At 68.9% G+C, this 26033-nt stretch carries 27 protein-coding genes; 12 read left to right on the forward strand and 15 right to left on the reverse strand.

The features are described 5' to 3' along the window. Positions 1–19: 19 nt before the first annotated feature. A complete protein-coding gene (locus CYFUS_RS42095; RefSeq protein ID WP_095990339.1) occupies positions 20–478 on the reverse strand; it encodes an ATP-binding protein in 459 nt (152 codons plus the stop codon). 88 nt (positions 479–566) lie between these two features. Between CYFUS_RS42095 and CYFUS_RS42100 the strand changes: the two genes are divergently transcribed. From CYFUS_RS42100 to CYFUS_RS42110, 3 genes are all read left to right on the forward strand, one after another. After that, complete coding sequence (locus CYFUS_RS42100) at positions 567–1394, forward strand: PPK2 family polyphosphate kinase (protein ID WP_095990340.1); 828 nt, start codon at positions 567–569, stop codon at positions 1392–1394. Between the two features lie 19 nt (positions 1395–1413). After that, a complete protein-coding gene (locus tag CYFUS_RS42105) occupies positions 1414–2502 on the forward strand; it encodes an AAA family ATPase (RefSeq protein WP_095990341.1) in 1089 nt (362 codons plus the stop codon). Positions 2503–2617: 115 nt separating this feature from the next. After that, positions 2618–3586 (forward strand): oxidoreductase, encoded by a 969-nt coding sequence (locus CYFUS_RS42110; protein WP_095990342.1) that lies wholly within the window; start codon positions 2618–2620, stop codon positions 3584–3586. Here the strand turns inward: CYFUS_RS42110 and CYFUS_RS42115 are convergent. Beyond that, a complete protein-coding gene (locus CYFUS_RS42115; protein WP_095992551.1) occupies positions 3576–4424 on the reverse strand; it encodes a helix-turn-helix transcriptional regulator in 849 nt (282 codons plus the stop codon). The genes CYFUS_RS42110 and CYFUS_RS42115 overlap by 11 nt on opposite strands. 131 nt (positions 4425–4555) lie before the next feature. Here CYFUS_RS42115 and CYFUS_RS42120 point away from each other — a divergent pair, with 131 nt between their 5' ends. Further along, complete coding sequence (locus CYFUS_RS42120; protein WP_095990343.1) at positions 4556–6478, forward strand: AAA domain-containing protein; 1923 nt, start codon at positions 4556–4558, stop codon at positions 6476–6478. Between the two features lie 225 nt (positions 6479–6703). After that, a complete protein-coding gene (locus CYFUS_RS42125; RefSeq protein WP_232537117.1) occupies positions 6704–7198 on the forward strand; it encodes an imm11 family protein in 495 nt (164 codons plus the stop codon). Between the two features lie 112 nt (positions 7199–7310). On the opposite strand, the gene CYFUS_RS42130 is transcribed toward CYFUS_RS42125, so the two are convergent. From CYFUS_RS42130 to CYFUS_RS42170, 9 genes are all read right to left on the reverse strand, one after another. Further along, a complete protein-coding gene (locus tag CYFUS_RS42130) occupies positions 7311–8297 on the reverse strand; it encodes a hypothetical protein (RefSeq protein WP_095990344.1) in 987 nt (328 codons plus the stop codon). A 167-nt stretch (positions 8298–8464) separates the two neighbouring features. Next, entirely contained in the window at positions 8465–9547 is a 1083-nt protein-coding gene (locus tag CYFUS_RS42135) for a hypothetical protein (RefSeq protein WP_095990345.1), read from the reverse strand. 1 nt (position 9548) lies between these two features. Then, positions 9549–10421, reverse strand: a complete 873-nt coding sequence (locus CYFUS_RS42140) for a PEGA domain-containing protein (protein WP_095990346.1) — start codon at positions 10419–10421, stop codon at positions 9549–9551. A gap of 6 nt (positions 10422–10427) precedes the next feature. After that, complete coding sequence (locus CYFUS_RS42145; protein ID WP_198316324.1) at positions 10428–11963, reverse strand: serine/threonine-protein kinase; 1536 nt, start codon at positions 11961–11963, stop codon at positions 10428–10430. Positions 11964–12006: 43 nt separating this feature from the next. Next, entirely contained in the window at positions 12007–13347 is a 1341-nt protein-coding gene (locus tag CYFUS_RS42150; RefSeq protein ID WP_095990348.1) for a sigma 54-interacting transcriptional regulator, read from the reverse strand. Positions 13348–13414: 67 nt separating this feature from the next. Next, positions 13415–14422, reverse strand: a complete 1008-nt coding sequence (locus tag CYFUS_RS42155) for a serine/threonine-protein kinase (protein ID WP_095990349.1) — start codon at positions 14420–14422, stop codon at positions 13415–13417. 51 nt (positions 14423–14473) lie between these two features. After that, complete coding sequence (locus CYFUS_RS42160) at positions 14474–14839, reverse strand: DUF6184 family natural product biosynthesis lipoprotein (protein ID WP_095990350.1); 366 nt, start codon at positions 14837–14839, stop codon at positions 14474–14476. A gap of 300 nt (positions 14840–15139) precedes the next feature. After that, positions 15140–16126, reverse strand: coding sequence for an alpha/beta hydrolase (locus CYFUS_RS42165; RefSeq protein WP_095990351.1), 987 nt, complete (start codon positions 16124–16126; stop codon positions 15140–15142). A 12-nt stretch (positions 16127–16138) separates the two neighbouring features. Next, complete coding sequence (locus CYFUS_RS42170; protein ID WP_095990352.1) at positions 16139–17233, reverse strand: SMP-30/gluconolactonase/LRE family protein; 1095 nt, start codon at positions 17231–17233, stop codon at positions 16139–16141. Between the two features lie 212 nt (positions 17234–17445). Here CYFUS_RS42170 and CYFUS_RS42175 point away from each other — a divergent pair, with 212 nt between their 5' ends. Both CYFUS_RS42175 and CYFUS_RS42180 read left to right on the forward strand, forming a co-directional pair. After that, on the forward strand, positions 17446–18132 hold the full coding sequence (locus tag CYFUS_RS42175) for a Coq4 family protein (RefSeq protein WP_095990353.1): 687 nt from the start codon (positions 17446–17448) through the stop codon (positions 18130–18132). A gap of 6 nt (positions 18133–18138) precedes the next feature. Continuing rightward, a complete protein-coding gene (locus CYFUS_RS42180) occupies positions 18139–18684 on the forward strand; it encodes a MarR family winged helix-turn-helix transcriptional regulator (protein ID WP_232537118.1) in 546 nt (181 codons plus the stop codon). 81 nt (positions 18685–18765) lie between these two features. Here the strand turns inward: CYFUS_RS42180 and CYFUS_RS54170 are convergent, their stop codons facing one another. Next, positions 18766–18888 carry a hypothetical protein gene (locus CYFUS_RS54170; protein WP_269770176.1) on the reverse strand — a complete coding sequence of 41 codons (123 nt, stop codon included), beginning with the start codon at positions 18886–18888 and terminating at the stop codon, positions 18766–18768. Between the two features lie 146 nt (positions 18889–19034). On the opposite strand from CYFUS_RS54170, the gene CYFUS_RS42190 reads away from it, so the two are divergent. The 3 genes from CYFUS_RS42190 to CYFUS_RS42200 are packed head-to-tail and all read left to right on the forward strand — an operon-like array spanning position 19035 to position 22420. After that, positions 19035–20849 (forward strand): flavin-containing monooxygenase, encoded by a 1815-nt coding sequence (locus tag CYFUS_RS42190; RefSeq protein ID WP_198316325.1) that lies wholly within the window; start codon positions 19035–19037, stop codon positions 20847–20849. A 57-nt stretch (positions 20850–20906) separates the two neighbouring features. After that, positions 20907–21716, forward strand: coding sequence for an SDR family NAD(P)-dependent oxidoreductase (locus CYFUS_RS42195; RefSeq protein WP_095990354.1), 810 nt, complete (start codon positions 20907–20909; stop codon positions 21714–21716). 11 nt (positions 21717–21727) lie between these two features. Further along, the gene (locus CYFUS_RS42200; RefSeq protein WP_095990355.1) at positions 21728–22420 is read left to right on the forward strand and encodes a Coq4 family protein; all 693 of its coding nucleotides are present in this window, start codon (positions 21728–21730) and stop codon (positions 22418–22420) included. Between the two features lie 15 nt (positions 22421–22435). Here the strand turns inward: CYFUS_RS42200 and CYFUS_RS42205 are convergent, their stop codons facing one another. From CYFUS_RS42205 to CYFUS_RS42215, 3 genes are all read right to left on the reverse strand, one after another. Next, complete coding sequence (locus CYFUS_RS42205) at positions 22436–23428, reverse strand: bile acid:sodium symporter family protein (RefSeq protein WP_095990356.1); 993 nt, start codon at positions 23426–23428, stop codon at positions 22436–22438. 54 nt (positions 23429–23482) lie between these two features. Next, entirely contained in the window at positions 23483–23911 is a 429-nt protein-coding gene (locus CYFUS_RS42210) for a hypothetical protein (protein ID WP_095990357.1), read from the reverse strand. 70 nt (positions 23912–23981) lie between these two features. Further along, positions 23982–24401: a hypothetical protein gene (locus CYFUS_RS42215; protein WP_232537119.1), complete on the reverse strand. Its 420-nt coding sequence runs from the start codon at positions 24399–24401 to the stop codon at positions 23982–23984. Between the two features lie 260 nt (positions 24402–24661). On the opposite strand from CYFUS_RS42215, the gene CYFUS_RS52045 reads away from it, so the two are divergent. Continuing rightward, entirely contained in the window at positions 24662–24835 is a 174-nt protein-coding gene (locus CYFUS_RS52045; protein WP_198316326.1) for a hypothetical protein, read from the forward strand. Between the two features lie 307 nt (positions 24836–25142). Then, on the forward strand, positions 25143–25997 hold the full coding sequence (locus CYFUS_RS42220; protein WP_095990359.1) for an alpha/beta fold hydrolase: 855 nt from the start codon (positions 25143–25145) through the stop codon (positions 25995–25997). Positions 25998–26033: the final 36 nt, after the last annotated feature.

Consider the following 26033-nt stretch of genomic DNA (forward strand, 5'->3'; position numbering starts at 1 on the left):
AAAGGTGCTGGGCAAAGGGCTACGGAGTGCCCCAGGCGTTCACGATGAAACCGCCCTCCGGGGTGAGTCGCACGTGGAACAAAGCCTCGAAGCCCTCGGCATACGAGGGCCAGCGCAGGTGATGCCGCGTGATGAGGATGGCCCTGTCCTCCACCCGGGCCCGGCCGACACGCCCCGCGTTGCGCGCGAGGCACGCCTCCAGGTCCGACTCGAAGGCATAGCCCACCACCCTCGCCCCCCGCTCCCGGCCGATGGCGATGAGGGGAGCCCGGTCCTCGAGCCGGGGGTTGGTGTTGTCCACCACCACCGACTCGCCCCGCGCGAGCGCCTCGTCGATGAGCCGGCACTGCCGCGCCTCGCGCTTGCGCGCGTTGGGCCACAGGTCCTTGCTCACGTGCACGTGCGTGGCCGCGAAGCGCTCCCGGTAGAAGCTGCTCTTGCCCGAGCCCTGTAGCCCTATGAAGAGGACGAGTTCCATGGCGTGCCCTGTGTGACAGTGGCGGCGGTGGCTGTTGTCAGGCCCTCCTCCGCGTGGAAACCTGCCCCGCTCTCGCGGCGAGGACACCATGGACATCCGTACCATCAACAAGCAGAACGAGAAGATCCGTCTGGACGACATCTCGCCGGAACCTCCAGCGGGGACGGACAAGGAGGAGGCGAAGCGGCAACTGGAAGCCCTCGGCGAGGAGCTCTTCGACCTGCAGGATCTGCTGTGGGGCGCGCGGATGAACGCCGTGCTCATCGTCCTGCAGGGCCGGGACACCGCCGGGAAGGATGGCACCATCAAGCACGTCGCGGGCTTCCTCAATCCCCGAGGGCTCAGCGTCACCTCCTTCGGCGTGCCCACCCCCGAGGAGCTGGAGCATGACTTCCTCTGGCGTGTCCACAAGGACACGCCACGCAAGGGCGAGTTCGGCATCTTCAACCGCTCGCACTACGAGGACGTGCTCGTCTCGCGCGTGAAGGGACTGGTGCCCGAGTCGCTCTGGAAGGAGCGCTACAGCCACATCCGCGACTTCGAGGAGCTGCTCGCCGAGCATGGGACGATCATCCTCAAGTTCTTCCTCCACATCAGCCTCGAGGAGCAGGAGGAGCGGCTGCGCTCGCGCGAGAAGGAGCCGCGCAAGGCGTGGAAGATCAGCGCCGGAGACTGGGAGGACCGGGCGCACTGGGAGGACTACACCCAGGCCTACGAGGAGGTGTTCGCGCGCACGTCGGCAAAGAACGCGCCCTGGACGATCGTCCCCGCCAATGCCAAGTGGTACCGCAACCTGGTGGTGGCGCACACGCTCGCCGAGACGCTCCGGCCCTACCGCGACGCCTGGCAGGGCAAGCTCGACGAGGTGGGCCAGGAGAAGAAGAAGGAGCTGGCCGCCTGGCGCAAGGGCAAGTGAAGGGAGCACGGAGAGCATCATGTCCGTCCGGGAACTGTGGATCTCCGGCTACCGCTCGGTGCACGCGTTGCGCTTCGAGCTCGCGCCGGTGACGGTGGTGGTGGGCCCCAATGGCAGCGGCAAGACGAACGTCTACCGCTCGCTGTATCTGCTGCACGCCGCGGCCCGGGGGGACTTCGCGCACACGCTGGCCGAGGAGGGAGGAATGCCCTCGGCGCTGTGGGCGGGAGCGCGCAAGAAGACGGAGACGGCGCGCGTCACCGTGGGCGTGCGCCTGGAGGACCTGGCCTACGAGCTGTCCTGCGGACTCGTGCCGCCGCCCCAGGGACCCTTCATGCTCGACCCGGACGTGAAGGAGGAGACGGTCTGGGTGCACGAGGGCACACGCCGACACGTGGTGGCCGAGCGCCGTGCCCAGAGCGTCTTCGCGCGGGACGCGGAGGGCCGCCGCACCACCTTCGCCGCCAGGCTGTGGGGCCACGAGTCCGTGCTGGCGCAGATCTCCGAGCCGCACCGCTTCCCCCTGCTGAGCGCGCTGCGCGCGGAGCTGCTCCACTGGCGCTTCTACCACCACTTCCGGACCGATCCCGACTCGCCCCTGCGCCACGAGCAGGTCGGCGTGCGTACTCCCGCGCTGGCCCATGACGGAAGGGACCTGGCCGCGGCGTTGATGACCATCCAGGAAATCGGAGACGCCCGGGCGATGCACGAGGCCGTGACGCGGGCCTTTCCCGGTGCGCGATTGGAGTTGGGTGCCGAGGAGGGACGCTTCTCGCTCCACCTGCACATGCCCGGGCTCGGCCGCCCCCTGGGCGCGGCGGAGCTGTCCGACGGCACCTTGCGCTACCTGTGCCTGCTCGCCGCCCTGCTCTCTCCCAGGCCGCCCGCCTTCCTCGCGCTCAACGAGCCCGAGACGAGCCTGCACCCCTCGCTCCTCGAGCCACTCGCCCGCCTCATCGCCGACGCGAGCCGCCGGGGGCAGATCTTCGTCACCACGCACGCCGGGGAGCTCGCCACCTCCCTGGAGAAGCACACCCGCGCAGCCCTCCTGACGCTGCGCAGGACAGGGGGTGCCACTGAACTCGTGGATGAAACAGACACGGATTGACTCCATGCGTGCACTCATGCCGCGTGGACGATCCTGTTACTGCCACACCCATGACAAATTCACCTTCTGGTGCGTCGCACGCGGCTCGTTAACTGTGACGTGACAAGGAGACGTCATGCCCAGTGCCCAGAAGCCCATTCCGTCTGGATTTGGAGCCCACACCACCGCCCAGGAGGCCCTCGGCTCACGAGACCTGCGCGGCGCGTTCGCCATCGTCACCGGAGGCTATTCGGGAATCGGCCTCGAAACAGCGCGTGTCCTGGCCGGAGCCGGCGCGACCGTGATCGTTCCGGCGCGAACGCCCGACAAGGCCCGCGCCGCGCTCGCCGGCGTTCCGGGAGTGGAACTCGAGCACTTGGACCTGGCTGAGCCGGCGTCCATCGACGCGTTCGCGCGGCGCTTCCTGGACTCGGGCCGCCCGCTCCACATGCTCGTGAACAACGCGGGGATCATGGCCTGCCCCCTGGCGCGCGACACGCGGGGCTTCGAATCGCAGCTCGCCGTGAACCACCTCGGTCACTTCCAGCTCACCGCTCGGCTCTGGCCCGCCCTTCGGAAGGCACGGGGCGCGCGAGTGGTCTCGGTGTCTTCGCGCGGGCATCGACGCGCGGGCATCGACTTCGACGATCCGCACTTCGAGCGGCGCCCGTATGACAAATGGTTGGCCTACGGACAAGCGAAGACCGCCAACGTCCTCTTCGCCCTCGCGCTGGATGCACGCGGAGAGCCCCATGGCGTGCGCGCGTTCTCCCTGCACCCGGGCGCCATCCTGACGGATCTGGTGCGTCATCTCTCCGACGAGGAGCTTCGCGCGACGGGTGTACGCGACGAGTACGGACGCGTCCCAGCGGTGAACGAGTTCAAGAGCATCGAGCAAGGCGCGGCGACGAACGTGTGGTGCGCCACCAGCCCCCAGCTCGAGGGAATGGGGGGCGTCTACTGCGAGGATGTCGACATCGCGCGAGTCGTCGCGGCGGATGCGCCCCACACCTGGGGGGTCCGGCCGTGGGCCATCGATCCCGACGCGGCCGAGCGGCTCTGGGCGAGGAGCGAAGCGTGGACGGGTGTCTCGCTCAACGCGTGACCGCGCCGAACAGCTTTCGCGCCCGCGTGGTGCTGACTCCAGGACGCGGCCCATAGAGCGTGATCCGCAGCAGGCGCCCGTCGGGTTCGGAATGCGTGAGCGTGACGTGCTCGAACTCGATCACCCCCACCTCGGGGTGGGTGATGGACTTCACGCCCTCGGCGGTTTCGAGCACGTCATGTTCGCTCCAGAAGCGCCGGAACTCGGGGCTCACCTCCGAGAGCTCGGCCACCAGCGCGTCGAACTCCGTACGATCGGCGGCGCGGCCGGCGTCGAGGCGGAAGCGCGCCACCAGCCCGCGTGCGTGCGATTCCCAGGGCTCCGTGCGCAGGCGGGTGCGCGGACTGGTGAAAGCGGACCACAGGATGTTGCGCTGCGCGGGTGGCCGCAGCGCGTAGTCCCCATAGAGAATCACGGCCGGCGGATTCCACGCGACCACGTCCCACCGCGGAGTCGTCACGAGGCCCGGAAACGGATGCACGTCGAGCACTCGCTGGAGTGCGGGGCTCACGGATGCGGGCGTGATGGCGAGGCGCGGCGGTGGCCGGCCTTGCGCGAGCTCGAAGAGATGAGCGCGTTCGGCGGGGTTGAGGCGAAGGGCCCGCGCGAGCCGCTCCAGGAAGGGCTCGGACACCTGGATGTCCCGTCCCTGCTCCAGCCACGTGTACCAACTGATGCCGACCTCCGCGAGGCGAGCGACCTCCTCGCGGCGCAGGCCGGGCGTGCGACGGCGCGAACCTCCGGACAGCCCCACGTCCTCCGGACGAACACGCGCGCGACGGCTGCGGAGGAACTCGGCGAGCTCGGAGCGGGAAGAACGGCGGGAGGACTCGGTCATGGAGGAGAGCAAGCGGAGGAGAGTATCGACGAGAATTCCCGCACCGGGCCACCGTGCGCGAGCCCACACCTCGAGCCCTTCGCCCCCGACACGGGGCCCGTTTCCGGAGCGGCCGTGGCATAACCTCCCCCATGCCTCGCGACGTCTCCTTCTTCGACTCCCTGGGCCGCCTCCTCTCCATGGAGCGCGATGCCGAGCGCGCCCGCATGGCGGCCCTCGCCGAGGGCATGTCCCTCCAGCAGCGCGCCGAACAGGGCCTGTCCTTCCTCGACCTGGAGAGCCTGGAGGAAGAAGTGGGCCTCGGAGGCCGGGTCCTCGTCACGCTCGCGCGCCAGGACCGCGCCCGCTTCCCCGCCCGGCTCGACAACGGCGACCAGGTGGCCGTCTTCCCCCGCCGCGCCGAGGTCAAGGAGCCCGCCCGGGCACTCGTCACCCGCGCCACCACCACCCGCGTCCAGCTCGCCTTCGACCGCTCCCCGCCCCCCTTCATCCACGAGGGCCTGCTGCGGCTCGACCGCGTCCCCAACGACGTCACCTACGAGCGCATGCGCGCCGGCCTCTCCCGCGTCAAGGCGCTCGACAAGGGCCTGGGCCGCCGCAAGCGCGAGGTGCTGCTCGGCAACGAGCCCCCCCGCTTCGACTCCCTCCGCGAGTTCACCCCCTCGCGCCCCCTCAACCCCGAGCAGCACGACGCCGTCGCCCGCGCACTGGCCGCCGAGGACTTCTTCCTCGTGCACGGCCCTCCCGGCACCGGCAAGAGCACCGTGCTCGCCGAGGTGGCCGCCCAGGCCGTCGCCCAGGGCCAGCGCCTGCTGTGCGCCGCCGCCAGCAACGCCGCCGTGGACCACCTGCTCGACTTGTGTCTCGACAAGGGCCTGCGCGCGGTGCGTGTGGGCCACCCGGCCCGCGTCACGCCCCGGCTCCAGGAGCACACCCTGGATCTCATCGTCGAGGACCACCCCGACCGCGTCCTCTCGCGCGAGCTGTTCGACGAGGCCTTCTCGCTGCTCGGCTACGCGCGCCGCCAGCGCACCCAGGGCCGCAGCCGCGAGCGCTTCTCCAACGCCCGCGCCTCCACCACCGAGGCCAAGGGCCTGCTCGACGAGGCGCGCGCCCTCGAGCGCAAGGCCGTGCGCAACGTGCTGGAGCGCGCCCAGGTGGTGTGCGTGACGCTCGCGAGCCTCGACTCCGGCGTGCTCGCCCACGAGGAGTTCGACCTCGCGCTGTTGGACGAGGCCGCCCAGTCCACCGAGCCGCTCGCCCTGCTCGGCTTCCTGCGTGCCCCCAAAGTCGTACTCGCGGGAGACCCCCAGCAGCTTCCCCCCACCATCCTCTCTCCGGAAGCCGCCAAGGCAGGCCTGGCCGTGAGCCTCTTCGAGCGCCTGCTCGCGGACCATGGGGACGGCGTCAAACGCATGCTGCGCGAGCAGTACCGGATGAACACCGCCATCATGACCTTCCCCTCGAAGGAGATGTATGGCGGCGAGCTGCGCGCCCACCCGAGCGTGGCCGGGCGCACCCTCGCGGACGTGCTGCCACCGGAGACGCCGGGAGACTTCCCGCCCGTGCTCTACCTCGACACGGCCGGCAAGGGCTTCGAGGAGGAGCAGGAAAAGGACACCGGCAGTCTCTTCAACATCGGCGAGACGGACCTGATCGTCGCCCGGGTGAGGGAGCTGCTGGCCGCGGGGATCGCGCCGCGCGAGCTGGCCGTCATCACGCCCTATCGTGCCCAGGCCCACGCCCTGCGCGAGCGCGTGGAGCCGCTCTCGCCCGACGTGGAGGTGGACACCGTGGATGCCTTCCAGGGGCGGGAGAAGGACGCCATCCTCGTGAGCCTCGTGCGCTCCAACTCCGAGGGGCAGATTGGCTTTCTCTCGGACCTGCGCCGCATGAACGTGGCGCTCACCCGCGCCCGCCGGCACCTCTTCGTCGTGGGCGACTCGGCCACGCTCAGCGGCCATACCTTCTACGCGCGCTTCATCGAGTCCACCCAGGAGGGCGCGGGCTACCGCTCCGCCTGGGAATGGCCCGACCCCAACGAGGATGCCTAATTCCCCGCGCGCTCCCGGGCACGCGTCCTGGCCAACCACCCTCCGGGGACGCGAAGACCTCTTCCCAGTCCTTCCCGTGGAGAAATTGCTCCACCGCAGCTTCGTTGAAATAAGTCAAAGGGTAAGATGGAGCGCAATTTCTATGTAGTAGAAATTGGGGATGTTCCTCAATGGTGACTCGACACTCCCGTTCCCATGGCGGGTGGCGAACTGGAGGATCCCTGGATGTTCGTGGAAGGCAAGCCGGTGCCAGACCCTGGTCCGCTCAAGACCAAACCCTTCCACCATGGAGAAGAGCGCACGTTTACGGTAGCCAATGCAGACCGCACACCCATTGCAAACGAGCAAGTCGCTCGTGCCTTCCGTGAGTTTGCACCTGACGACGTGCAATTGTTCCCGGTCGAAGTCGAGGGTACGCCCGAGCGGTACTACATCGTAAACGCGACCAGGAGTTTCAAGTGCGTTGACGAAAAGAACTCTCGGGAGGTCCAGGTATACCCTTCAGATGGCGCCGTGCCCGAACGGGTGGGAGAGTACCGCTCGATCTCTGGTCTACGGATAGACACCTCGAAGATCGAGAATGCGCGTGTCTTCCGCCCGATGGGTTGGGAAGTAGCCCTCATCGTTTCCGAGGAGATCAAGGCGAGGATCGAGCGAATTGGCAACACAGGAGTGTACTTCAATCGTGTAACGGGGCCTCACGCGTCGAACGAGGGCTGAGGTGGAACGTCATTTCCCCGGCAACACCCGCGGAGAGAGGGGGCTCGCGGGGTGCCGGATTCAGATGAACGAAAGGGCCGCACTTACGTGACCGGCCCTTTTTCCATCGGCCTCAGCGCGTGGAGTAGGACGCGCCGATGATGGCGCAGTCCGTGGACTCGTTACCCCAACGCACCTGGGAGCCCACGTTGCCGTCCAGGAAGGTGGAGCGGAACTTCGTGTCCCAGCACTCGTTGAGCGTCACGGGGCTGGCGAGATCGCCTCCGGTCGCGCGCACGTCCGCGCGGCCCGCGCCCGTGGCCGTCCAGCGGCTCTTGATGCTCCAGCGCTCCAGGGCGATCTTGGTCAGATCGAACCAGTGGATGTTCGAGTCGACGGCGAACTCGAACGAGCCCTCGCCCCCGGGCACCTGGCTGTAGCGGTAGGCGGCCGTGTCGGGCACGGCGGCGTCGTTGACGAACTGCTCGAGGTCCACGTCCACCGTGACGGCGGCCGTGGGGTTGGGGCGAGCGTAGTGGAAGCTGATGCGACCCTTCTTGCTGTCCTGGTGCGGGAGTCGGGCGGCCTTGTCGTAGTCGATGTCGAAGCGCCCCTCGCCGTAGCCCTTGATGGCCTTGCCCTTGTCATCCACCGCCACCGTGTGCGCGCCGGTGATGATGGCGGCGTACTCGCTGTCCGCGGCGCCCCTGGCCTTGGCCTCCAGGGTGTAGCGGAAGGCATTGGGCGCGGTGCGCACGGCCGTCAGCTTCCAGGTGGTGCCCTCCCAGTCGTTGTTGTGCGGACCCCACACCGCCGTGGTGCCGTCATCCGAGGTCGGCTCGAAGCCCGCCACGAAGTTGAGCGCGCCGAGCGTCCACAGGGTGACGCCGTTGACGAAGAGCACCGTCCCCCCCGTCACGAGCCAGGTGTGGGAGACGTCACCTCGCAGCGTCTGCTCCACGCGGACCAGACCGTCATCGATGCGCTGCGCGCTCTCGGAGGGGACCTCCAGCTTCGCCATCTCCTGGGAGGGCAGACCGTCCTTGAAGGACACCGTTTCGATCTGGGGGCCGCAAGCAGCAAGGGAGAGCGAAGCCAGGACGCCGAACATCTTCTTCATGGTGTTTCCTCGGGTGGGGAGTCGTGCCGTCCCCATGAGCAAGGGACGGACCAACGCCAAACCCGCGAAACCATGAGGTGCTCCCGCCGAGCCTGTAGGCCGCACCCTACAGGGGGCGCCCGCGCTGTAGGGCGCGCCCTACATGAGGCCCAGGGTGGAGAGCGCCCCTACCGGCACCAGGTGGTGACACAGACCTTGTTACGACAGGCGCCCGTGGGGCCGCAGTCCGCGTTGAGCACGCAGACCCCTCCGGGGGCGACGTACTGCTGGCAGACGAGCTGGGCGAAGGGACCGAAGGCGCACCGGCTCCCAAGGCACAGGGCCCGCTCCTCCGTGCCGTCCGGGTTGAAGCACGTCTGGCCGAGTTCCCTCCACGGACGGCAGTGCGCGGAGGCGGCCTCGCAGTAGAGCAGGCCACCGCACTCGAGGGCCCCGGGCGCGCAGGCCTCGTCCAGGCCCCGGGCCGGGCGGCACTCGCGCGGGGCGGTCGCGTCCACGGCCAGCTTCGCGCAGACCTGGCCGGGCGCACACTCGTCGGTGCTCGCGCAGGCACCGGCCTCCTTGCGTGCGACACACACATTGTCCACGCACGCGGCGTTGGCCTCGGGCGCGCAGCGCACTCCCCAGGCGCAGGACTCCCCCAGGTTCGCGTACGCGCGGCACACGTTGAGCGAGCAGGTGGAGCCGGGCTGGCACGGGACACTGTCGTCACATCTGCTCCCCGCGGGCACGTAGCGCTTGCACACGCCAGGACAGCCGGCGCTCGTGTCACACCAGCCGCCCTGACAGTCCATGTTGCCGCCGCAGACGCCGCCTTCGGCCACCTGGGGCGCCAGGGCGTCGCAGCGGGCCAACAGGTTTCCCTGGCTGAACTCCTCGAGCGTCAGCGCGCCACAGGGCAGGTCGCGCAGGCGGCGCACGCACGCGCCGAACTGCTCCGGAAGGAAGGCCTGACGGCCCATCTGGACGCTCGCCACCACCGAGGCACACACCGCGTCGGTGTCCAGCAGCCGCTGGTAGCTGTCCGGCGGCCCGCCGTAGCACTGGTTCGCGCGCCGGGCGAGCGTCTCCATCGCCATGCGGCAGGACTCCTGCAAATGATCCCCGGAGCGGGCACCCGCCACACAGCGCCCCTCGGCGGTGCAGCGCTGGGCGCTCGGGCACTGCAGGTCGTCCTCGCATGGCGCGCCCGTCACCTGCACGCTGCAGCCCGCCAGGGCCATCATCATCACCACCAGCCATGCGCGCACGTCAGAAGCTCCCCTCGAAGAAGAACAGGGCCGTGCCCGCCAGCAGGGCCACGCCCGCGGTACCGGTGAGGATGTTGGAGGCCCGCGCCCGGCCCAGAGCCGAGTCGTGCAGCCGCTGCGCCTCGGCGCGCTCGTGCGGCCGGGCCAGCAGCTCCCGCGAGTCGGAGCGCGCCAACAGCCCGAGCGTCACCGCCCCCGCCGTCGCCGCCCCCGCCGCACCCGCGGCCACCCACGTCCAGACGCGCCTCCTGGGTTGTCCCGGATGGTCATCGATCGACACTTCGACCTTCGGCAGGGGCGTGAGCATCAGCCGGAGCTCGAGGGGCTCGCCCGGCCGCAGCTCCACGTCGCGCCGCAACGGCTGATAGCCCTCGTGTGTCACCTCGAGCCGGTGCGGGCCCACCTTGAGCTTGTCGCTCCAGGGCGTCACCCCTCGCGCCTCGCCATCCACCTGGACTCGCGCCCCCGCGGGCTCGCTGGAGACGGTCACCTGGGGACGGCGCTCTTCTTCGTGGCGCTTCTCCAGCCGGGCGATGAGCGATTCGACGAGCGGCCGGTCCTCCGCGCCGGGCACCATGCGCAGGTAGTCGCGGTAGTAGCCGATGGCCCGCTGGAGATCGCCGAGCTTCTCGTAGCACTGGCCCAGGTTGTAGAGGACCACGCCGTTGGCGAGCGTCTGGTAGGCGGCCTCGAAGGCGGCGGCGGCCTCGGCGTAGCGGCCCTCCTGGTAGAGGGTAGTGCCACGATCGAAGTGCTTGCGAGCGGCGGCGCGGGCGGCTCCGGGCTCGGTGGCACTCGCCCCTGTACCTGCCAGGGCGAGCAGCAGCGCGACAAGGAGCGCCGGAAAGGACATGCGGCGGTGGCAGGTGGTCATCGTCGGTCAGAAGGGGTTGGCCTTGAGGTCCTGGACCTTGCCCTGGGCATTGCCCGTCTGGGGCTTGTCGGTCCGCGCGCTCTGCTGTGATGTTTTCTTCAGCGTGACATCCAGCCGCTCGCCCTCGGGCAGGTGCTCGAGTTCCTTGGGGGCATAGCCCTTCAGGGTGAGGCGCAGGGAACCGGCATCTCCATCCGGACGCTCAAGTTCCAGGGGAGTGACTCCGAGCACCCGCCCGCCCAGCGTCACCGTGGCGCCCTCGGGCCGCGAAGCGATGGACAAGCGTGGACGGGCCGGGGCCAACGGAGGAGCGGACTCCTTCGGGGGCTCCACGGCTGGAACCGGCGCGGGGGCCGCCACCTGCGCCGGGACAGCGGAAGGAGCCACGGCCGGGCCGCGCGAGGTGATTGCCCACAGCCCCACGCCGCCGAGCAGCAGCAGCGCGCCCACGCCCCCCACGAGGAGCCCGCCGCGCCTGCCCTGGTGGACCGACTCCAGGCTCCGGGTGGACACCACGGTAGGCTCGAAGGGCTCGGCCACGGCGGGCGGAGCAGCGAACGGTGCGGCGGACGGGAGCGCGGACACGTGGCCGGTGGCCATGGCCGGCGTGAGCTGGAGGGGAACGCGGCCCGGGGCGAGAGCCTCCAGCCCGGCGCGGAACGTCTCCAAGGTGGGGCGAGCAGCCGGATCCTTGGCGAGCGCGCTCAACACCAGCGCGTCCAGCTCCGGCGGCAGGCCGAGGTCCGGACGGCGCCGGCCAGGGGGCTCGGCGGTGGCCTCCAGGTGCTGCAACATCGTGGCGAAGGTGTTGTCCCCGCGGAAGGGGAGCGAGCCGGTGCAGACCTCATAGGTGAGCACACCCAACGAGTACACATCCGCCCGGGCATCCACCGTCCCGCCCGCCGCCTGCTCCGGGGCCATGTAGTTGGCGGTGCCGAGGATGGCGCCCGCCTCGGTGAGGCCGCTGCCCGTCTGTCCCTGCATCACCTTGGAGATGCCGAAGTCCACCACCTTGACGAAGTCCGCCTGCCCCTGGCGCCGCAGGAGCATCACGTTCTGTGGCTTCACGTCCCGGTGGACGATGCCGCGCGCGTGCGCCGCCTCGAGCGCCCAGCACACCTGCGTCAGGATCGGCACGGCGCGCCACAGCGGGAGGAAGTGCTCGCGCAGCAGCAGCGCCCCGAGGCTCTCTCCCTCCAGCAACTCCATGACGTAGAAGAGTTCGCCGGAGGGGGTGCGGCCCAGGTCCGTCACGTTGACGATGTGCTCGTGGCCGATCTGGCTGGCGGCGATGGCCTCCTGCTCGAAGCGGCGGGTGAAGACGGGGTCTCGAGACAGCTCACCGCGCAGCAGCTTCACCGCCACGCTCTTGCGCAGGCCCAGGTGCTCGGCGAGGTACACCACGCCCATACCTCCCGCGCCGAGCGGGGACAGCAACCGGTAGCGGCCCTCCAGCACGGCGGGCAGCAACGCCGCGCCATCACGGGGACAGAACGAGACGTCCTCCGCGTACTCGCTCTGGCACGTCGGACAGCGCGGCATGGGAGCTGGGTTCATGGCACGGGGGAAGGAGAGGTCACGGACGTCAGCGTACCGCGTGCTTGCGCAACAGCTTGATGACGTGGGCCCGGTCCACCTCGGCCTCGCGCGCCATCTGGCTCACGTTGCCGCCCGAGGCCGCCAGGCGCTGGCGCAGGTACGTCTCCTCGAAGTGGGCGAGCCAGGCCTCCTTGGCCTCCTTGTAGGGCAGCTCCACGCGCACGGTGGGAGCCCCGGCCGACGCCGCCGGAGTACTGGCCGCCTGGAGGAACGAGGCATCCAGCGCGCCGGAGAGGGCCACGCTGCGCTCGACGAAGTTGCGCAGCTCGCGCACGTTGCCGCGCCAGGGCAAGGTGGAGAGCTGGTGCAGCGTCTCGGGGCTGGGAGCGGTGAAGGGCCGGGGCGGCAGGCCGAGTGAGCGGAACGTCTCCGTCCACAGGTGCTCCAGCAGGTGCGGCAGATCCTCCAGGTGCGCGCGCAGCGGTGGCACGCGCACCATGCCCACGGCGAGCCGGAAGTACAGGTCCTCGCGGAACTGCCCGCGGTTGACGGCCTCGCGCAGGTCGCGGTGCGTGGCGGCCACGAAGCGCACGTCCACGCTCCGGTACCCATCCGCGCCCACGCGCTTGATCTGCCGACGCTCCAGCGCGCGCAGCAGCTTGGGCTGCACGGCCAGGGGCAGCTCGCCCAGCTCGTCCAGGAAGAGGGTGCCCCCGTTGGCGGCCTCGAAGGCGCCCCGGCGCTCGTGGGTGGCGCCGGTGAAGGCCCCCTTCTCGTGGCCGAACAGCTCGCTCTCCACCAGCTCGGCGGGGATGGAGCCACAGTCCACCACCACGAAGGGGCCCGAGGCCCGCGGACTCGCCTGGTGGAGCGCCTCGGCCACCCGCTCCTTGCCGGTGCCGCTCTCGCCCTCGACGAGCACCGTGGCGTCCGTGGCGGCCAGACGCACGAGCTGGGCGAACAGGGCCCTCATCACGGCGCTCTCGCCCACCAGCGCGCCGAAGCGGGGCTCGGGATGCAGGGGCAACACGTCCCGCGTGGCCACCAGGGAGAAGCGCACCGTGGTGCCACCGAAGGTCAGCGTGGAGCCGTCCGCGACATAGGCGTCCTGCACGCGGACGTGGTCCACCCGCGTGCCGTTGGTGCTGCCCAGGTCCTTCACCCGGTAGCCGCCGCGCTCGCGCACCAGCTCGGCGTGGAAGCGCGACACGGTGGTGTCGGTGAGCACCAGATCATTGCCCGGGGCCGTGCCGAGGGTGAGCTTCTCGGCGGAGCTGCTCACCGTGGTGCCCGCGTCCGGGCCGGCCGACACCTCGAGGTTCACCCTCTGGACGGAGAGCCCACGGGCCGGTGTCTGCGTGGGGATGAGCTCGGTACGCCCTGACATGCCCGTCGTGCATAGCACCTTTCCGTCCGGGAGGGCACGCGGCCGGGGAGTCACGGGCACACCGGCATCACGCCTCCTCGTCCCCCCGGCCTTCGAGTAGGGCGGCGGAGAACGGGCTCGCGACTCGCTTCCCGGGCCCGGAGTCCTCCGGGGTACGCCCGGCGGCGAGCGTCTCCGCCACCAACCCGGCCACGTGCCAGGGCTGTTCCGCCCCGGAGCCGGTGTCCACGTCCAACAGGGCCCGCGCCATGTCTCCCGCCGAGGCGAAGCGCTCGGAGGGATGGGGGCGCAGGGCGCGCTGGAGGACGCTCGCCAGGGTCGGCCCGGCCCGTTGCAGCAGGTGCTCGGCGGGCTCCAGGCGCGCGTCCCGCACGGCGAGCAGCAGCTGCGCGTCCGTGGCCGCGGCGAAGGGGATGCGGCCCACCACCGCCTCGTAGAGGAGGACCCCGAGCGAGAAGAGATCGGCCCTCGCGTCCAGGGGGCCGCCGCGCACCTGCTCGGGGGACATGTAGCGCAGCGTGCCGCGCGTGCTGCCGGGCGCGGTGCGCGAGGGCGTGCGCAGCCCCTTGGCGATGCCGAAGTCTCCCAGCTTCACGTCGCCGGTATGCCCCAGCAGCACGTTCGCGGGACTCACGTCCCGGTGGACGAGCCCCAGCCACTCGCCCTGGGTGTCGCGCAGGCCGTGCACGTGCTCGAGCGCGCGCAACAGGCACAAGCCCAGGTGCCGCACGAGCGCGGGCACCAGCGGTCCTCGCGCGGCGAGCGCCCGGGCCAGGTCCACGCCCTCCACGTACTCCAACACCAGGTAGGGCGCGCCCGCCTCCAGCCCGAAGTCCAGCACCGAGACGACGTGCGCGTGGCCGAAGGTGGCCATCAGCCGCGCCTCCTGGGCGAACATCTGTCGGTAGGCGTCCTGTCCGGCCAGCTCCGGCAGCAATCGCTTGACGACCACCGGCTTCTCGAAGCCCTCGGGCCCGGGCAGGACGCCGAGGAACACCTCCGCCATGCCTCCGCGCGCCAGGCGGGACACCAGCCGATAGCGGCCCACCGTGCCTGCCTCTCCTCCCTGGGTCATGGCGATAACATAGCGGGTTCTCCACCCCCCTCGAGCCGCTCCACCACGCGCTCAGTCCTGGACGTCCTGGCAGACCGAGCCCGCGCCACAGACGAGGATCGCGGTGTTGAAGAAGTCCGCCACGCTCGAGCACGAGGTCGTGGGAATGCGCTTCAGACACGTCTCCAGCCCCGTCTCGTTGATGGCGGGGCAGTTGTCCGCCGTCCATGCGGCCTGGAAGAAATCGCGGGTCTTCACCTCACACTCGTTCCAGTCCTGGAACTCCTTGCCTTCGCCAGAGCCGATTTCCTCACATTCCGCGTAGTAGTCGCAGGCAGCGCGGGTGGCCTGGCTTTGCGCATCCGCGCGGGTGGTCGGGCCACACGCGGGGAGAAGGAGAAGCAGGGACAGCAGGGAGAGGGAGGACGAGATGCGCATAGGAGTGACTCGTGAAGCGGGGTGATGAGGTCTGCACGACGACATGCGCCCCATGAGCAAGGGACGGACCAACGCCAAACCCGCGAAACGACGAGGCGGCGGTGCGAGGGTTGTAGGCTCGAGACAACAGGAAGCACCGGGCCTGTAGGTTGTGGCCAACACCCTCCCCGGCCAGCGGACCACGTGTCACCGGGTCACTGGCCACCGAACGGCGAGCCCGGCCTCGTTCACGTCGGACGGTGCTGGCTTCAGCTCCTCGGGCCCCGACCGAGGGCAGGGCGAGCCCTGTTCCTGGGTGACTCAGCCCGCCTTGGCGTGCTCCGCGGCACCGGGCGCCGGGAACAGGGCCCGGCGGAGCGCGGCCGAGTAGGCCGCACGGAAGTCACGCGCCACCCCGGCGCCGCGGGTGATGATGTCGAAGCCGTGGAAGGCTCCGGGCACCACGACGACGTCGCACGACACGCCAGCGGCCTGCAGGCGCCTGGCGTACGCGAGATCCTCGTCGTGGAAGAGGTCGCAGTTGCCCACGCCCAACCAGGCCGGAGGGAGACCCGAGAGGTCCTCGCGCCGCGCGGGCACGGCATGCACCGGCACCTGCGCGCCTCCCGGCTCGCGTCCCAGGTAGGACCTCCAGCCGAACACGTTGCTGCCCTGGTTCCAGGCGCGGTGGCTCGTGCCGTCGATGTCCGTGCGCGTCGTCGTGCGGTCGTCCAGCATCGGGTAGACGAGCAGCTGGAAGGCGGGCCGGACCTCCTGGCGGTCGTGCGCCAGTTGAGCCAGCGCCGCCGTGAGTCCCCCACCAGCGCTCGCCCCACCGATGGCGATGCGCTCGGGGAGGACGCCGAGCGCCCCCGCCTGGGCGAAGAGCCACCGCAGCGCCGCGTAGCAGTCCTCCAGCGGTGCCGGGAAGGGGTGCTCGGGTGCCAGCCGGTAGTCCACCGAGGCGACGAGGATGCCCAGCTCACGCGCGAACTCGATGCAAAGAACATCGTCCTGCTCCGGTTGGCCGATGATGTATCCACCCCCGTGAATCCACAGGAGCGCCGGCGTCGGTCCCTGGACCGACCGGGGCCGATAGGTCCGCACGCGCACCGGCGGAGCCCCCGTGGGCCCGGGCACCCGCACGTCCTGCACCTCCACGGCCGCGTCCACGGGGACGCGGGGCTTCCGCTGGAAGCGGGCGAGAAACCGCACCACGGAGAGCACCGGTCGGCTCATCGTGACGTTCGGGATGAGGCGCGCGGCGCGTTGCAGGTCAGGGTGAAACGGATTCGTGGTTGGCTTCATCTATTTGCTCCTTCACTCGTGTGTTGGCGACGCCGCGGGTGCTCCGAGCGGCTGCCTCAGCTCGCCGAGCGGCACGATCAGGAGCGCGCGCGAGACAAAGGATCCGATCCAGAGCTCGTCACCGATGACGACGGCGCTCGTGCCCCCACTGAAGGTCTCGTTCGCACCCCGCTCGAAGAGCGTGGTCGCCTGGAAGGTGGTCGGATCGATGCGGGCCACCTCCGTCTCAATGCCGCACTTCACCAGGAATCCACACAGGCCAACGACGACGATGGAATCCGGGTGCCCTGTCGCGAGAATGGAGCCGTCGGGCGCGAACCGGATGTTGTCTGGATGAAAGCCAAGGTCGACGGACCGGGAATGGGTGGCGGCTCCATCGAGAGAGAGCTCGTGCACCCTGCTGTTGTTGTACTCGTTCACGTACAGGCGCGTGCCATCAGGCGACACGAGGAGGCCGTTGTCTCCTTCGAGGCGGGTACCCGGAACCTCGGTCCAACCGCCGCCAGGCACCCACTGCAACACCACCCCCTCCGATGAAGACGGAAGGCGCGGAATGGTGGCGACGATGCCGCCGTCCGGGAGGGGTGCGACGGAGTTGGCCGCATGCTCCGGAGGCAGCACGACGCAGCCGGTCCAGGTCAGCTCTGGTCCCTCGGAGGAAACCCGGACGTCGAACACCTCGATCGACTCGCGACCACCATGGTTGACCGCGTAGAGCGTGTACTCATCATTGGCGCGGGCACGGAGGGCAACCCCGTGCGCGGAGAAGAGCTTCGGATCGGGTGCCCCGGGGCAGTCACGGTAGGTCGGCGAGACCGGGCGAGAGAGATCGGGTGTCATGGCGCGGAAAGCCTCGTCACCAATCCTGATGGCATAAAAGCCGCCCCCGGCCCAGTCATCGTTGCCCATGTTACCCGTGACGACCCAGGCACTGTCCCCGAGGCGCAGCATGTCTTCCGGCTTGTTGATCCCACACAGGGCGTGGACACCGCTCTTGAGCTCGCACTCCCTGCCCACACCCCGCCCGGCCGGCCAGAGCTTCCAGTAGAGAGCGAACGCGGCGGCGAACACCAGAAGAGCGAGGAGACCGCGTGCGGCGATGCGCAATCCCCTTCTGAACAAGCGACGGGGGGCAGCAGGTGCCCGTGTCGCATCCCCACCAGGTGACGGCATGTCTCTCGGCCTCCTTCTCGCGTGTCAACAAGGATACACGTTGACGGATTCGTTTACCTCGCTTACCGTTTACGTCATAAACGGATGAAGCGAGTTTGTCCACGCCAGGCCCCGTCAACCACCAGGCCCAATCCCGAGAGCCCGCCATGAGCCATGCCCAGACCCTTCGCCTGCCCGACAATGCCTCCCTGTTCACCCGCCTGCGTGTGGCGGGCCAGTGCCTGAAGGGGCTCAAGCAGGACCCAACGAACCCCACCTACGGCCAGACGTTCAACCTGAGCCTGAACGGCAACGTCTACGCCGCGCTCGTTCAGCAACTCCAGCGCAGCGAGGAGGGACGCCGCCTGCTGTCCAAGCGCCCTTCCCTGTCTGCCAGGGAGCTGGATCTGGCCGCGCTCGAGCGCCTGCCCGAGGGCACGCTCGGCCATGAGTTCGCGCGCTACTACCGCGACAACAAGATCTCGCCCTTCGAGACGACGCTCGAGCTCAAGAACGACGTCGACTTCCTCTCCAAGCGCTACCGCGAGACGCATGACCTGCAGCACGTGCTGACGGGCTACGCAACGGACGTGATGGGCGAAATGGAGCTACAGGCGTACATCCTGGGCAACCTGGGGCTCCGGACCACGATGTTCGTCCTGCTGAACAGCACGCTCGGACAACTCAAGGCTCCGCAGTCCGGCATCGAGCGGTCCGAGTACCTGCGGCGGGTGTGGGCGGCGTACCGTCGTGGCCGTGCGTCCCCGCAGTTCCTCGACTTCTGGTTCGAGGAGCACTGGGAGACTCCCGTGGCCACGCTGCGCGCGCGACTGTGCGCCCCCGCGAAGGCGTAGGAAGCGATGACTCGGAGCGCCCCCTCCATCGAGCACGCCGAGCGCGCACTGGTGCTGATGTCCCGCCTCCACCGCTGGGCCGCCACGAGCGTGCAGGCGAACCAGTTGGCCGGAGAGTTGAGTCTGCGCCAGCTCACCATGCTCTACGCCATCCATCAGGGAATCTCCTCGCCCAGGCTCCTGGCGCGGCGGCTGCTGGTCACGCCGGCCGTCATCACCGGGCTGCTCGACCGCCTGGAGCGGCAGGGCTACGTGCGACGCGAGGCCGAGCCCGACGATCGGCGGCGGCTGCGCATGGTGCTGACGGAGGCCGGATTGTCGGTGAGCCAGCAGGTCCGGCAGGCGCTGACCGGTGACCTGGCCGCCCAGTTCGCGAGCGCCTCCCAGGCGGAGCTGAAGGAACTGGGCCGCGCGATGGATCTCCTGGAGCGTGCGCTCGGCGCGCTGGAGCAACGCACGCCCTCGCCCCCCGAGGAAGGACCGGAGGACGAGGAGGTGCGCCCCACCCGGCGGAGACGCATGCCGCCCGCGAACAGTGACCAGAAGAAGTGACACGGCTCTCAGGAGGGCTGGCCCGAGACGCGTTGCCAGACTCCTGAGCTTCATGCCTGATTCCCTGAGCAGCCTGACGATTCACGAGCGGAGTCTCTCGAGCTTCTGCGCGGCCTCGTCGATCAGGGCCGCCACATCGAGGACGATCTTCTTGTCGGCGCCGGCCGAGAGCGTGTCGAACAGCACGCTCTTCAAGTCGTGCATGGCGCGCCGGACCGGGGCGGCGGTGGAACCCAGGCCCCGCCTTCGATGTACACGGGTGTTTACTTACGACAGCACTTGGGTTATGTCCGTGATGTACACAGCCGTGTACATGTGCCGCGGCCGTCTGGCCGAAAGGAAGTGCGCGAATGACTGCGTCGAAGAAGGGTGAACCCTCTTTCTCTCCGGAAGCGCTGAAGGAGAAGTACCGGCTCGAGCGCGAGAAGCGGCTGCGTCCTGACGGCAACGCCCAGTACCGCGACTTCAGCGGCGTCTATGCGGACTTCGACAAGGACCCCTACGTCGAGCCCGGCTTCACGCGTCCGGCACTGACCGAGAAGATCGACGTCTTGATTGTCGGGGGTGGTTTTGGTGGTTTGCTCGCGGGGGCGCGGCTGCGCCAGGCGGGGGTCGAGTCCATCCGCATCGTCGAGAAGGCGGGTGACTTCGGCGGTACCTGGTACTGGAACCGCTATCCGGGCGCCGCCTGCGATGTGGAGTCCTATATCTACCTGCCGCTGCTCGAGGAGACCGGCTACATCCCGACGGAGAAGTACGCCAAGGCGCCGGAGATCTTCGCCCACTGTCAGCGCATTGGCCGGCACTTCGATCTCTACAAGGCGGCGCTGTTCCAGACCCTGGTCCAGACGATGGACTGGGACGAGAACGCCCGGCGCTGGAACATCACGACGGATCGGGGCGACAAGCTCGCGGCGCGGTTCGTCATCACCGCCGGTGGCATCCTCCACAAGGCGAAGCTGCCCGGCATCCCGGGCATCGAGTCCTTCAAGGGCCATTGCTTCCACACCAGCCGCTGGGACTATGCCTATACCGGCGGCAGCCCCACGAGCAGCATGACCCGGCTGGCGGACAAGCGCGTGGGCATCATCGGCACGGGCGCGACCTCGGTCCAGGCCATCCCCCACCTCGGTGCGTCGGCCAAACAGTTGTATGTCTTCCAGCGCACGCCCTCGGGCGTCGGCGTGCGAGGCAACCAGCCGACGGACCCGGAATGGGTGAAGACACTCAAGCCCGGCTGGCAGCAGGAGCGCATCCTCAACTTCACCGCGCTCGTCTCCGGCCGTGAGCAGGACGTCGACATGGTGCGCGACGGGTGGACGTACATCTTCCAGGATACCGAGAGCCGTCGTGCCAAGACCCCCGAGGAGGCCGCCGAGCTCCGCCAGTTGACGGACTTCCGCAAGATGGAGGAGATCCGCGCGCGGGTGGACGCCATCGTCAAGGATCCGGTGACGGCCGAGGCGCTCAAGCCCTACTACAACCAGATGTGCAAGCGGCCCTGCTTCCACGACGAATACCTGGACACGTTCAACCGGCCCAACGTCCAGCTCGTCGACACCGAGGGCAAGGGCGTGGAGCGAATCACCCCCACCGGCGTGGTGGTCAAGGGCAAGGAGTACGAGGTCGACTGCCTCATCTACGCCTCGGGCTTCGAGGTCTCGAGCGAGTATACCCGCCGGCTGGGCTTCGACATTCGCGGGCGCGGCGGCAAGTCCCTGAATGAGAACTGGGCCGAGGGCGCGGCGACGCTGCACGGCATGCACAGCCGCGGCTATCCGAACCTCCTGATGTTCAGCCTCACCCAGAGCGGATGGGCGATCAATTTCGTTTCCATCCTCAACGAGCAGTCTCAACACGCCGCCTACATCATCGCGCGGTGCCTGAAGCAAGGCATCGAGACCATCGAGGCAACGGAGCAGGCGCAGCAGCAGTGGTGGGAGGTGATCCTCGGCACCCTCATGAAGGCCGCGGCCTTCAGCGGTGTCGAATGCACGCCCGGCTACTTCAACAACGAGGGCGCCCCGCCTCCCCCGAGCACGATGCGCAATGCCCCTTTCTCAGGCGGCACGATCGAGTTCATCGAGCTCCTGCGCAACTGGCGCGAGGGAAACGAACTCGCGGGCCTGGAACTCACCCGTGGCGGGACGTCTTCCCACCCATGATGCCGCGATTCCTCCCCACATCGATCGGTTCGTATCCGCACCCGTGAGAACACAACCATGAAGGTCCAGAACAAGATCATCGTCGTGACCGGCGGCGGAAACGGCATGGGCAGGGAGCTCGTCCTCGCTCTTCTGTCGAAGGGCGCGAGCGTCGCCGCCGTGGACATCAACGCCTCTGCCCTCGAGGAGACCGCCGCGCTGGCGGGGATGAACCGAGCCAACCTGGCCACCTACACCGTGAACATCACGGACCGGGCCCTGGTGGAGTCGCTCCCGGAGCAGGTCATCTCCCGCTTCGGGGCTGTCGACGGCATCATCAACAACGCGGGCGTCATTCAACCCTTCGTCAAGCTGAAGGACCTCGACTACGCGGCGATCGACCGGGTGATGAACGTCAACCTGTTCGGAACGCTCTACATGACCAAGGCGTTCCTGCCCCACCTGCTCGCACGCCCGGAGGCGCACATCACGAACATCTCCAGCATGGGGGGCTTCCTGCCCGTGCCGGGACAGACCATCTACGGAGCGGCCAAGGCGGCCGTCAAACTGCTGACGGAGGGTTTGAACTCGGAGCTGCTGGGGACGAACGTGCGCGTCACGGTGGTCTTCCCAGGAGCCATTGGCACGAACATCGCGGCGAACTCGGGGGTGGTGATGAATAGCATGCAGGTGAAGGGCGGGGAGACGTCCTTCAAGATGCTGGCCCCAGCCAAGGCCGCGCAGCTCATCCTCGACGGCATCGAGAACAACCGCTACCGCGTCCTGGTGGGCTCCGACTCCAGGCTCATGGACGCCATCTACAGACTGAACCCCCAGCGCGCGGCGCGGTTCATCTTCAATCAGATGAGCAGTTTGTTGCCGCAATAGGAACGACTCCCATGACCGCCCCCCACACCCCGTCCCTGCCCGACAACGCCTCCCTGTTCACCCGCCTGAGCGTGGCGCGCCAGTGCCTGGAGGTGCTCAAGAACGATCCAGCGAATCCCACCTGCGGCCAGCTGCTCAACATCTGCCTGGACCTCGGCGTCTACGCCTCACTCGTCCAGCAACTCCAGAGCGGCGAGGAGGGACGCCGCCTGCTGTCCGAGCGCCCTTCCCTGCAGGGCAAGGAACTGGACCTGGCCGCGCTCGAGCGCCTGCCCGAGGGCACGCTCGGCCATGAGTTCGCGCGCTACTTCCGCGACAACAAGATCTCGCCCTTCGAGACGACGCTCGAGCTCAAGAACGACATCGACTTCATTGGCAAGCGCTACCGCGAGACGCATGACCTGTTGCACGTGCTGACGGGCTACGCCACGGACGTGATGGGCGAGATGGAGCTGCAGGCGTACGCCCTGGGCAACCTGGGCATCCGGACCGCGGCGTTCATCCTGCTGTTCAGCTCGCTCGAACACCTCAGGGCTCCGCAGTCCGGTGTGGGGCGGTCCGAGTACCTGCGGCGAATCCAGGCCGCGTACCGCCGTGGCCACGCGTCCCCGCAGTTCCTCGGCTTCCCCTTCGAGCACCACTGGGAGACTCCCGTGGCCACGCTCAGCGCGCGGCTGTGCGCCCCCGCGCAACGGATGAACTGACCCTCGACCGAGGCGTCAGGAGGGGGTGGCCTCGGACGGCTCCCGAGGCCACGTCCGGGCATAGTGGCGCGCGAGCACCGCGCACACCATGAGCTGGAGCTGGTGGAAGAGCATCAGCGGCAGCACCAGGGCGCCCACCGTGGCCGGGGGAAAGAGCACGCCCGCCATGGGCACGCCACTGGCCAGGCTCTTCTTCGAGCCACAGAAGACGATGGCGATCTCATCCTCCCGCGAGAAGCCCAGCCACCGGCTGAACCACGTGGTGAGCCCCAGCACCGCCGCGAGCAGCGCCGCGCTCACCAGCCCCAGCACCCCGAGGTCCCTCGCGTCCAACTGGGACCAGAGCCCGTTGACCACCGCCTCGCTGAACGCGGTGTAGACCACGAGCAGGATGGAGCCCCGGTCGACGAGCGCCAGCACCGCGCGGTGGCGCCCGACCCAGGCGCCGATCCAGGGGCGCAGCAGGTGTCCCGTCACGAAGGGCACGAAGAGCTGGGCGAAGATGGCCCCCACCGCCTGCCCGGAGATACCGCCTCCACGCTGATTCAAGAGCAGGCCCACCAGCACGGGCGTGAGGACGACGCCCAGCAGGTTCGAGGCGGAAGCGCTGCACACCGCCGCCGCCACGTTGCCACGCGCCAGGGCGGTGAACGCGATGGAGGACTGCACCGTCGAGGGCAAGAGGCACAGGAACAACACCCCCAACCCGAGCTCGGGCGCGAGCCAGTCGCGCAGCCCCCAGCGCAGCCCCAGCCCGAGCAGGGGAAAGAGCACGAAGGTGGAGGCCAGCACCACCAGGTGCAGCCTCCAGTTCGTCGCCCCCTCGAGCACGGCCTCGCGTGACAGGCGGGCGCCATGCAGGAAGAACAGCAGCGCGATGGCCGCGTTCGTCACCGCGTCGAACAGGGGAACGGCGGGACCCCGCAGGGGGAGCAGGGTCGCCAGCACCACGGTCCCGGCCAGCGCCAGGGTGAAGGAGTCAGGTCGGAGTCGGGACAGGAGGGACATGGGCCTCATCGCGCGGGGACGGACAGCCTCGCGAAAGGCCGGGAGCCACCGCGCTCAGTAATCGTAGCGGTTCGTGATGAAACCGCTGAGGTGGTAGCTATAGTTTCCGACGTAGATCTTGAAGTAGCTGTTGAGGGGCAGGCTGAGCCCGTAGGCGCTTCCCGCGCAGCCCGTGCACAACGGCGCCCCGTTCTTGCTGACGTTCCACAGCCCCACGATCTCATCGGCCGTCGTGGGGGCCGTCACGGAGACGAGCTGGAACGCATACAGATCGCCCGAGGGCACCTTGGCCTGGGCGTTGACGAACGCGAGGCCGGTGCCCTCCGTCCAATTGAAGGACATGTTGGCGGAGGACACGGTCGTGGAGACACCCGGCACATTCAGGTAGTAGCCCTGCGTCGACCAGATGCTGTGTGTCGGAGCGCTCCACGCCAGGGCCGGCAACAGCACGCACAGCGCGGAGAGCAGATGGGTGGCTTTCATGGAGAGACCTCTCTTCGTCGGGGTGGAAGCGCAAGCTACCGCGAGGGCCTGACGCGCCAGTCGGCCGTGCTCAGTAGTCGTAACGGCTCGTGATGAAGCCACTGAAGTGATAGCCACTGTCGACGGTGTAGAACTTGAAGGAACCGGAGAAGCCGTAGACCTGTCCCGCGCAGCTCGCGCACAGCAGTGTCCCGTTCTTGCTGATGTTCCACAACCCCTGGATGCTCGTGGCCGTCGTGGGAGCCGTCACCGAGGCGAGCTGGAACTCATAGGCATCCCCGGTGGCGACCCAGGCCTTGGCCAGACCGAACGCGTTGGTGGTGCCCTCCGTCCAGACGAAGGTCATGTCAGCGGAGGTGATGTTCTGGGAGGCCGCGCCCGGCTCGCTCACGTAGAGGCCCCGGTTCGACATGACGTTGTGCGTCGGGCTGCTCCACGCCAGGGCGGGGCACAGCACGGACAACGCGGTCAGCAGATGGGTGGGCTTCATGGAGAGACCTCGCTTCGTCGGGGTTTGAAGTTTCATTCCATCTTGAACTGTTCAATCCAATAAAACAATGAATTCGTGTTTCACGATCATTCCACGAAGTGATTTGTACGTTTTGACCCACCTGTGTCAAAAAGTGTCACCCCTGAAGTCATGGGCAAAGGCCAACTCCCTGGATTCATTGGGTAACGGCGAAAGCCGGACATGGCATGGAAACTGCTCTAGAGCAGGACGAGCGAAGGTCGTAAACACGGGGGAAGACCATGTCGTCGAATGCTCGTTCGGTCGTGTCGAAGGAAGCGGACATCTGGGTGCTGCGCCTGCATACCCACACCGGCAAGGTGCAGGAGTACCGCTGCAGCACCGAGGGACAGGCACGGCAGCTCGCGCTGGTGCTCTCGGTCCCGACGGAGCAGCCCAGCCAGCCCACGGCGTGAGCCCGCCCCACCCGGGCCGGGTCCATCCGGACTCAGGCCGGGAGCAGCTCGAGCGCCCACGGGCGGTCCATCCGATTCACCGTCTCCTCGACGTTGTCGAGGTGCATCTCGTGGAAGCCGAAGCGGCGCGGCGTGCTTGTCCCGCATCGCCTCGGTGAAAGCCGGCACGCCGCACGCCTTGCACAGCGACGCGAAGCGCGCCGCCCCTGCGTGGCTCGACGACCGAGCGGAGGACACAAGTCACCGGACATCGGGAGTCCACCTGATAGGCTGCCGCCCCTCGCGCGCCCACCAGGAGTCCGCTGCCTTGCCTTCCGCCTTCGAGCCGTTGAGCGTCGATGCCCACGGGCTCGCCCTTCACGCGCGCCAGCGCAACGCCTCGGGCTCGCCCGCCGTCCTCTTCATGCACGGCTGGCTGGACCACTCGCACAGCTTCGACCTGCTCACCGGGCTCCTGCCGGACACCTGGCGGCTGGTGCTGTTCGACCTGCGCGGAATGGGCCGCAGCGCGTGGCTGCCACGCCCCGCCAGCTATCAGTTCGGCGACCACCTCGTGGACGTGGAGGCCGTGCTGCGCGCCGCCGGGCTGGAGGCGGCACACGTCGTCGGCCACTCGCTCGGGGGCATCATCGCCACGGCGTACGCCGCCGCGCGCCCCTCGCGCGTGAGCAGTCTCACCCTCATCGAGAGCCTCGGCCCCCAGGCGGGCTCGCCCGACAGGGCCGTGTCGCGCCTGCGCGGCTTCCTGGAGGACCTGGAGCGCCCGCCGAATCGCAAGGTCTACCCCCACGTGGCGGCGGCTGCCGCGCGGCTGCGCGAGAACAACCCGGACCTGTCCGGCCCCGCGGCCATCCACCTGGCGCGCCATGGCACCGAGCCCGTGGAGGGCGGCGTCTCCTTCACGTTCGACCCCACCCACCGCCGCCGCTTCGCCCAGGCCTTCGATGAGGCCCAGTGGCTCGCCCTGAGCGCCGCCGTCACCTGCCCCGTGCAGCTGCTGCTCGGCGCCCAGGGCCTGCGCTTCGACGAGGAGCGCACCCGCGCGCGCCTCGAGGCCCTGCGCCTCGCCCGGCCTCCCCAGGAGATTCCCGGTGGCCACCACGTCCACATGGACAACCCCGAGGCCGTGGCCCGTGCCCTGGTGGACTTCCTCCCTCCCTGAGGCGCCGGTTTCCCACCTCCCCGCCAGCCAAGGGTG

This window comes from Cystobacter fuscus (genome assembly GCF_002305875.1).
Taxonomy (GTDB): domain Bacteria; phylum Myxococcota; class Myxococcia; order Myxococcales; family Myxococcaceae; genus Cystobacter; species Cystobacter fuscus_A.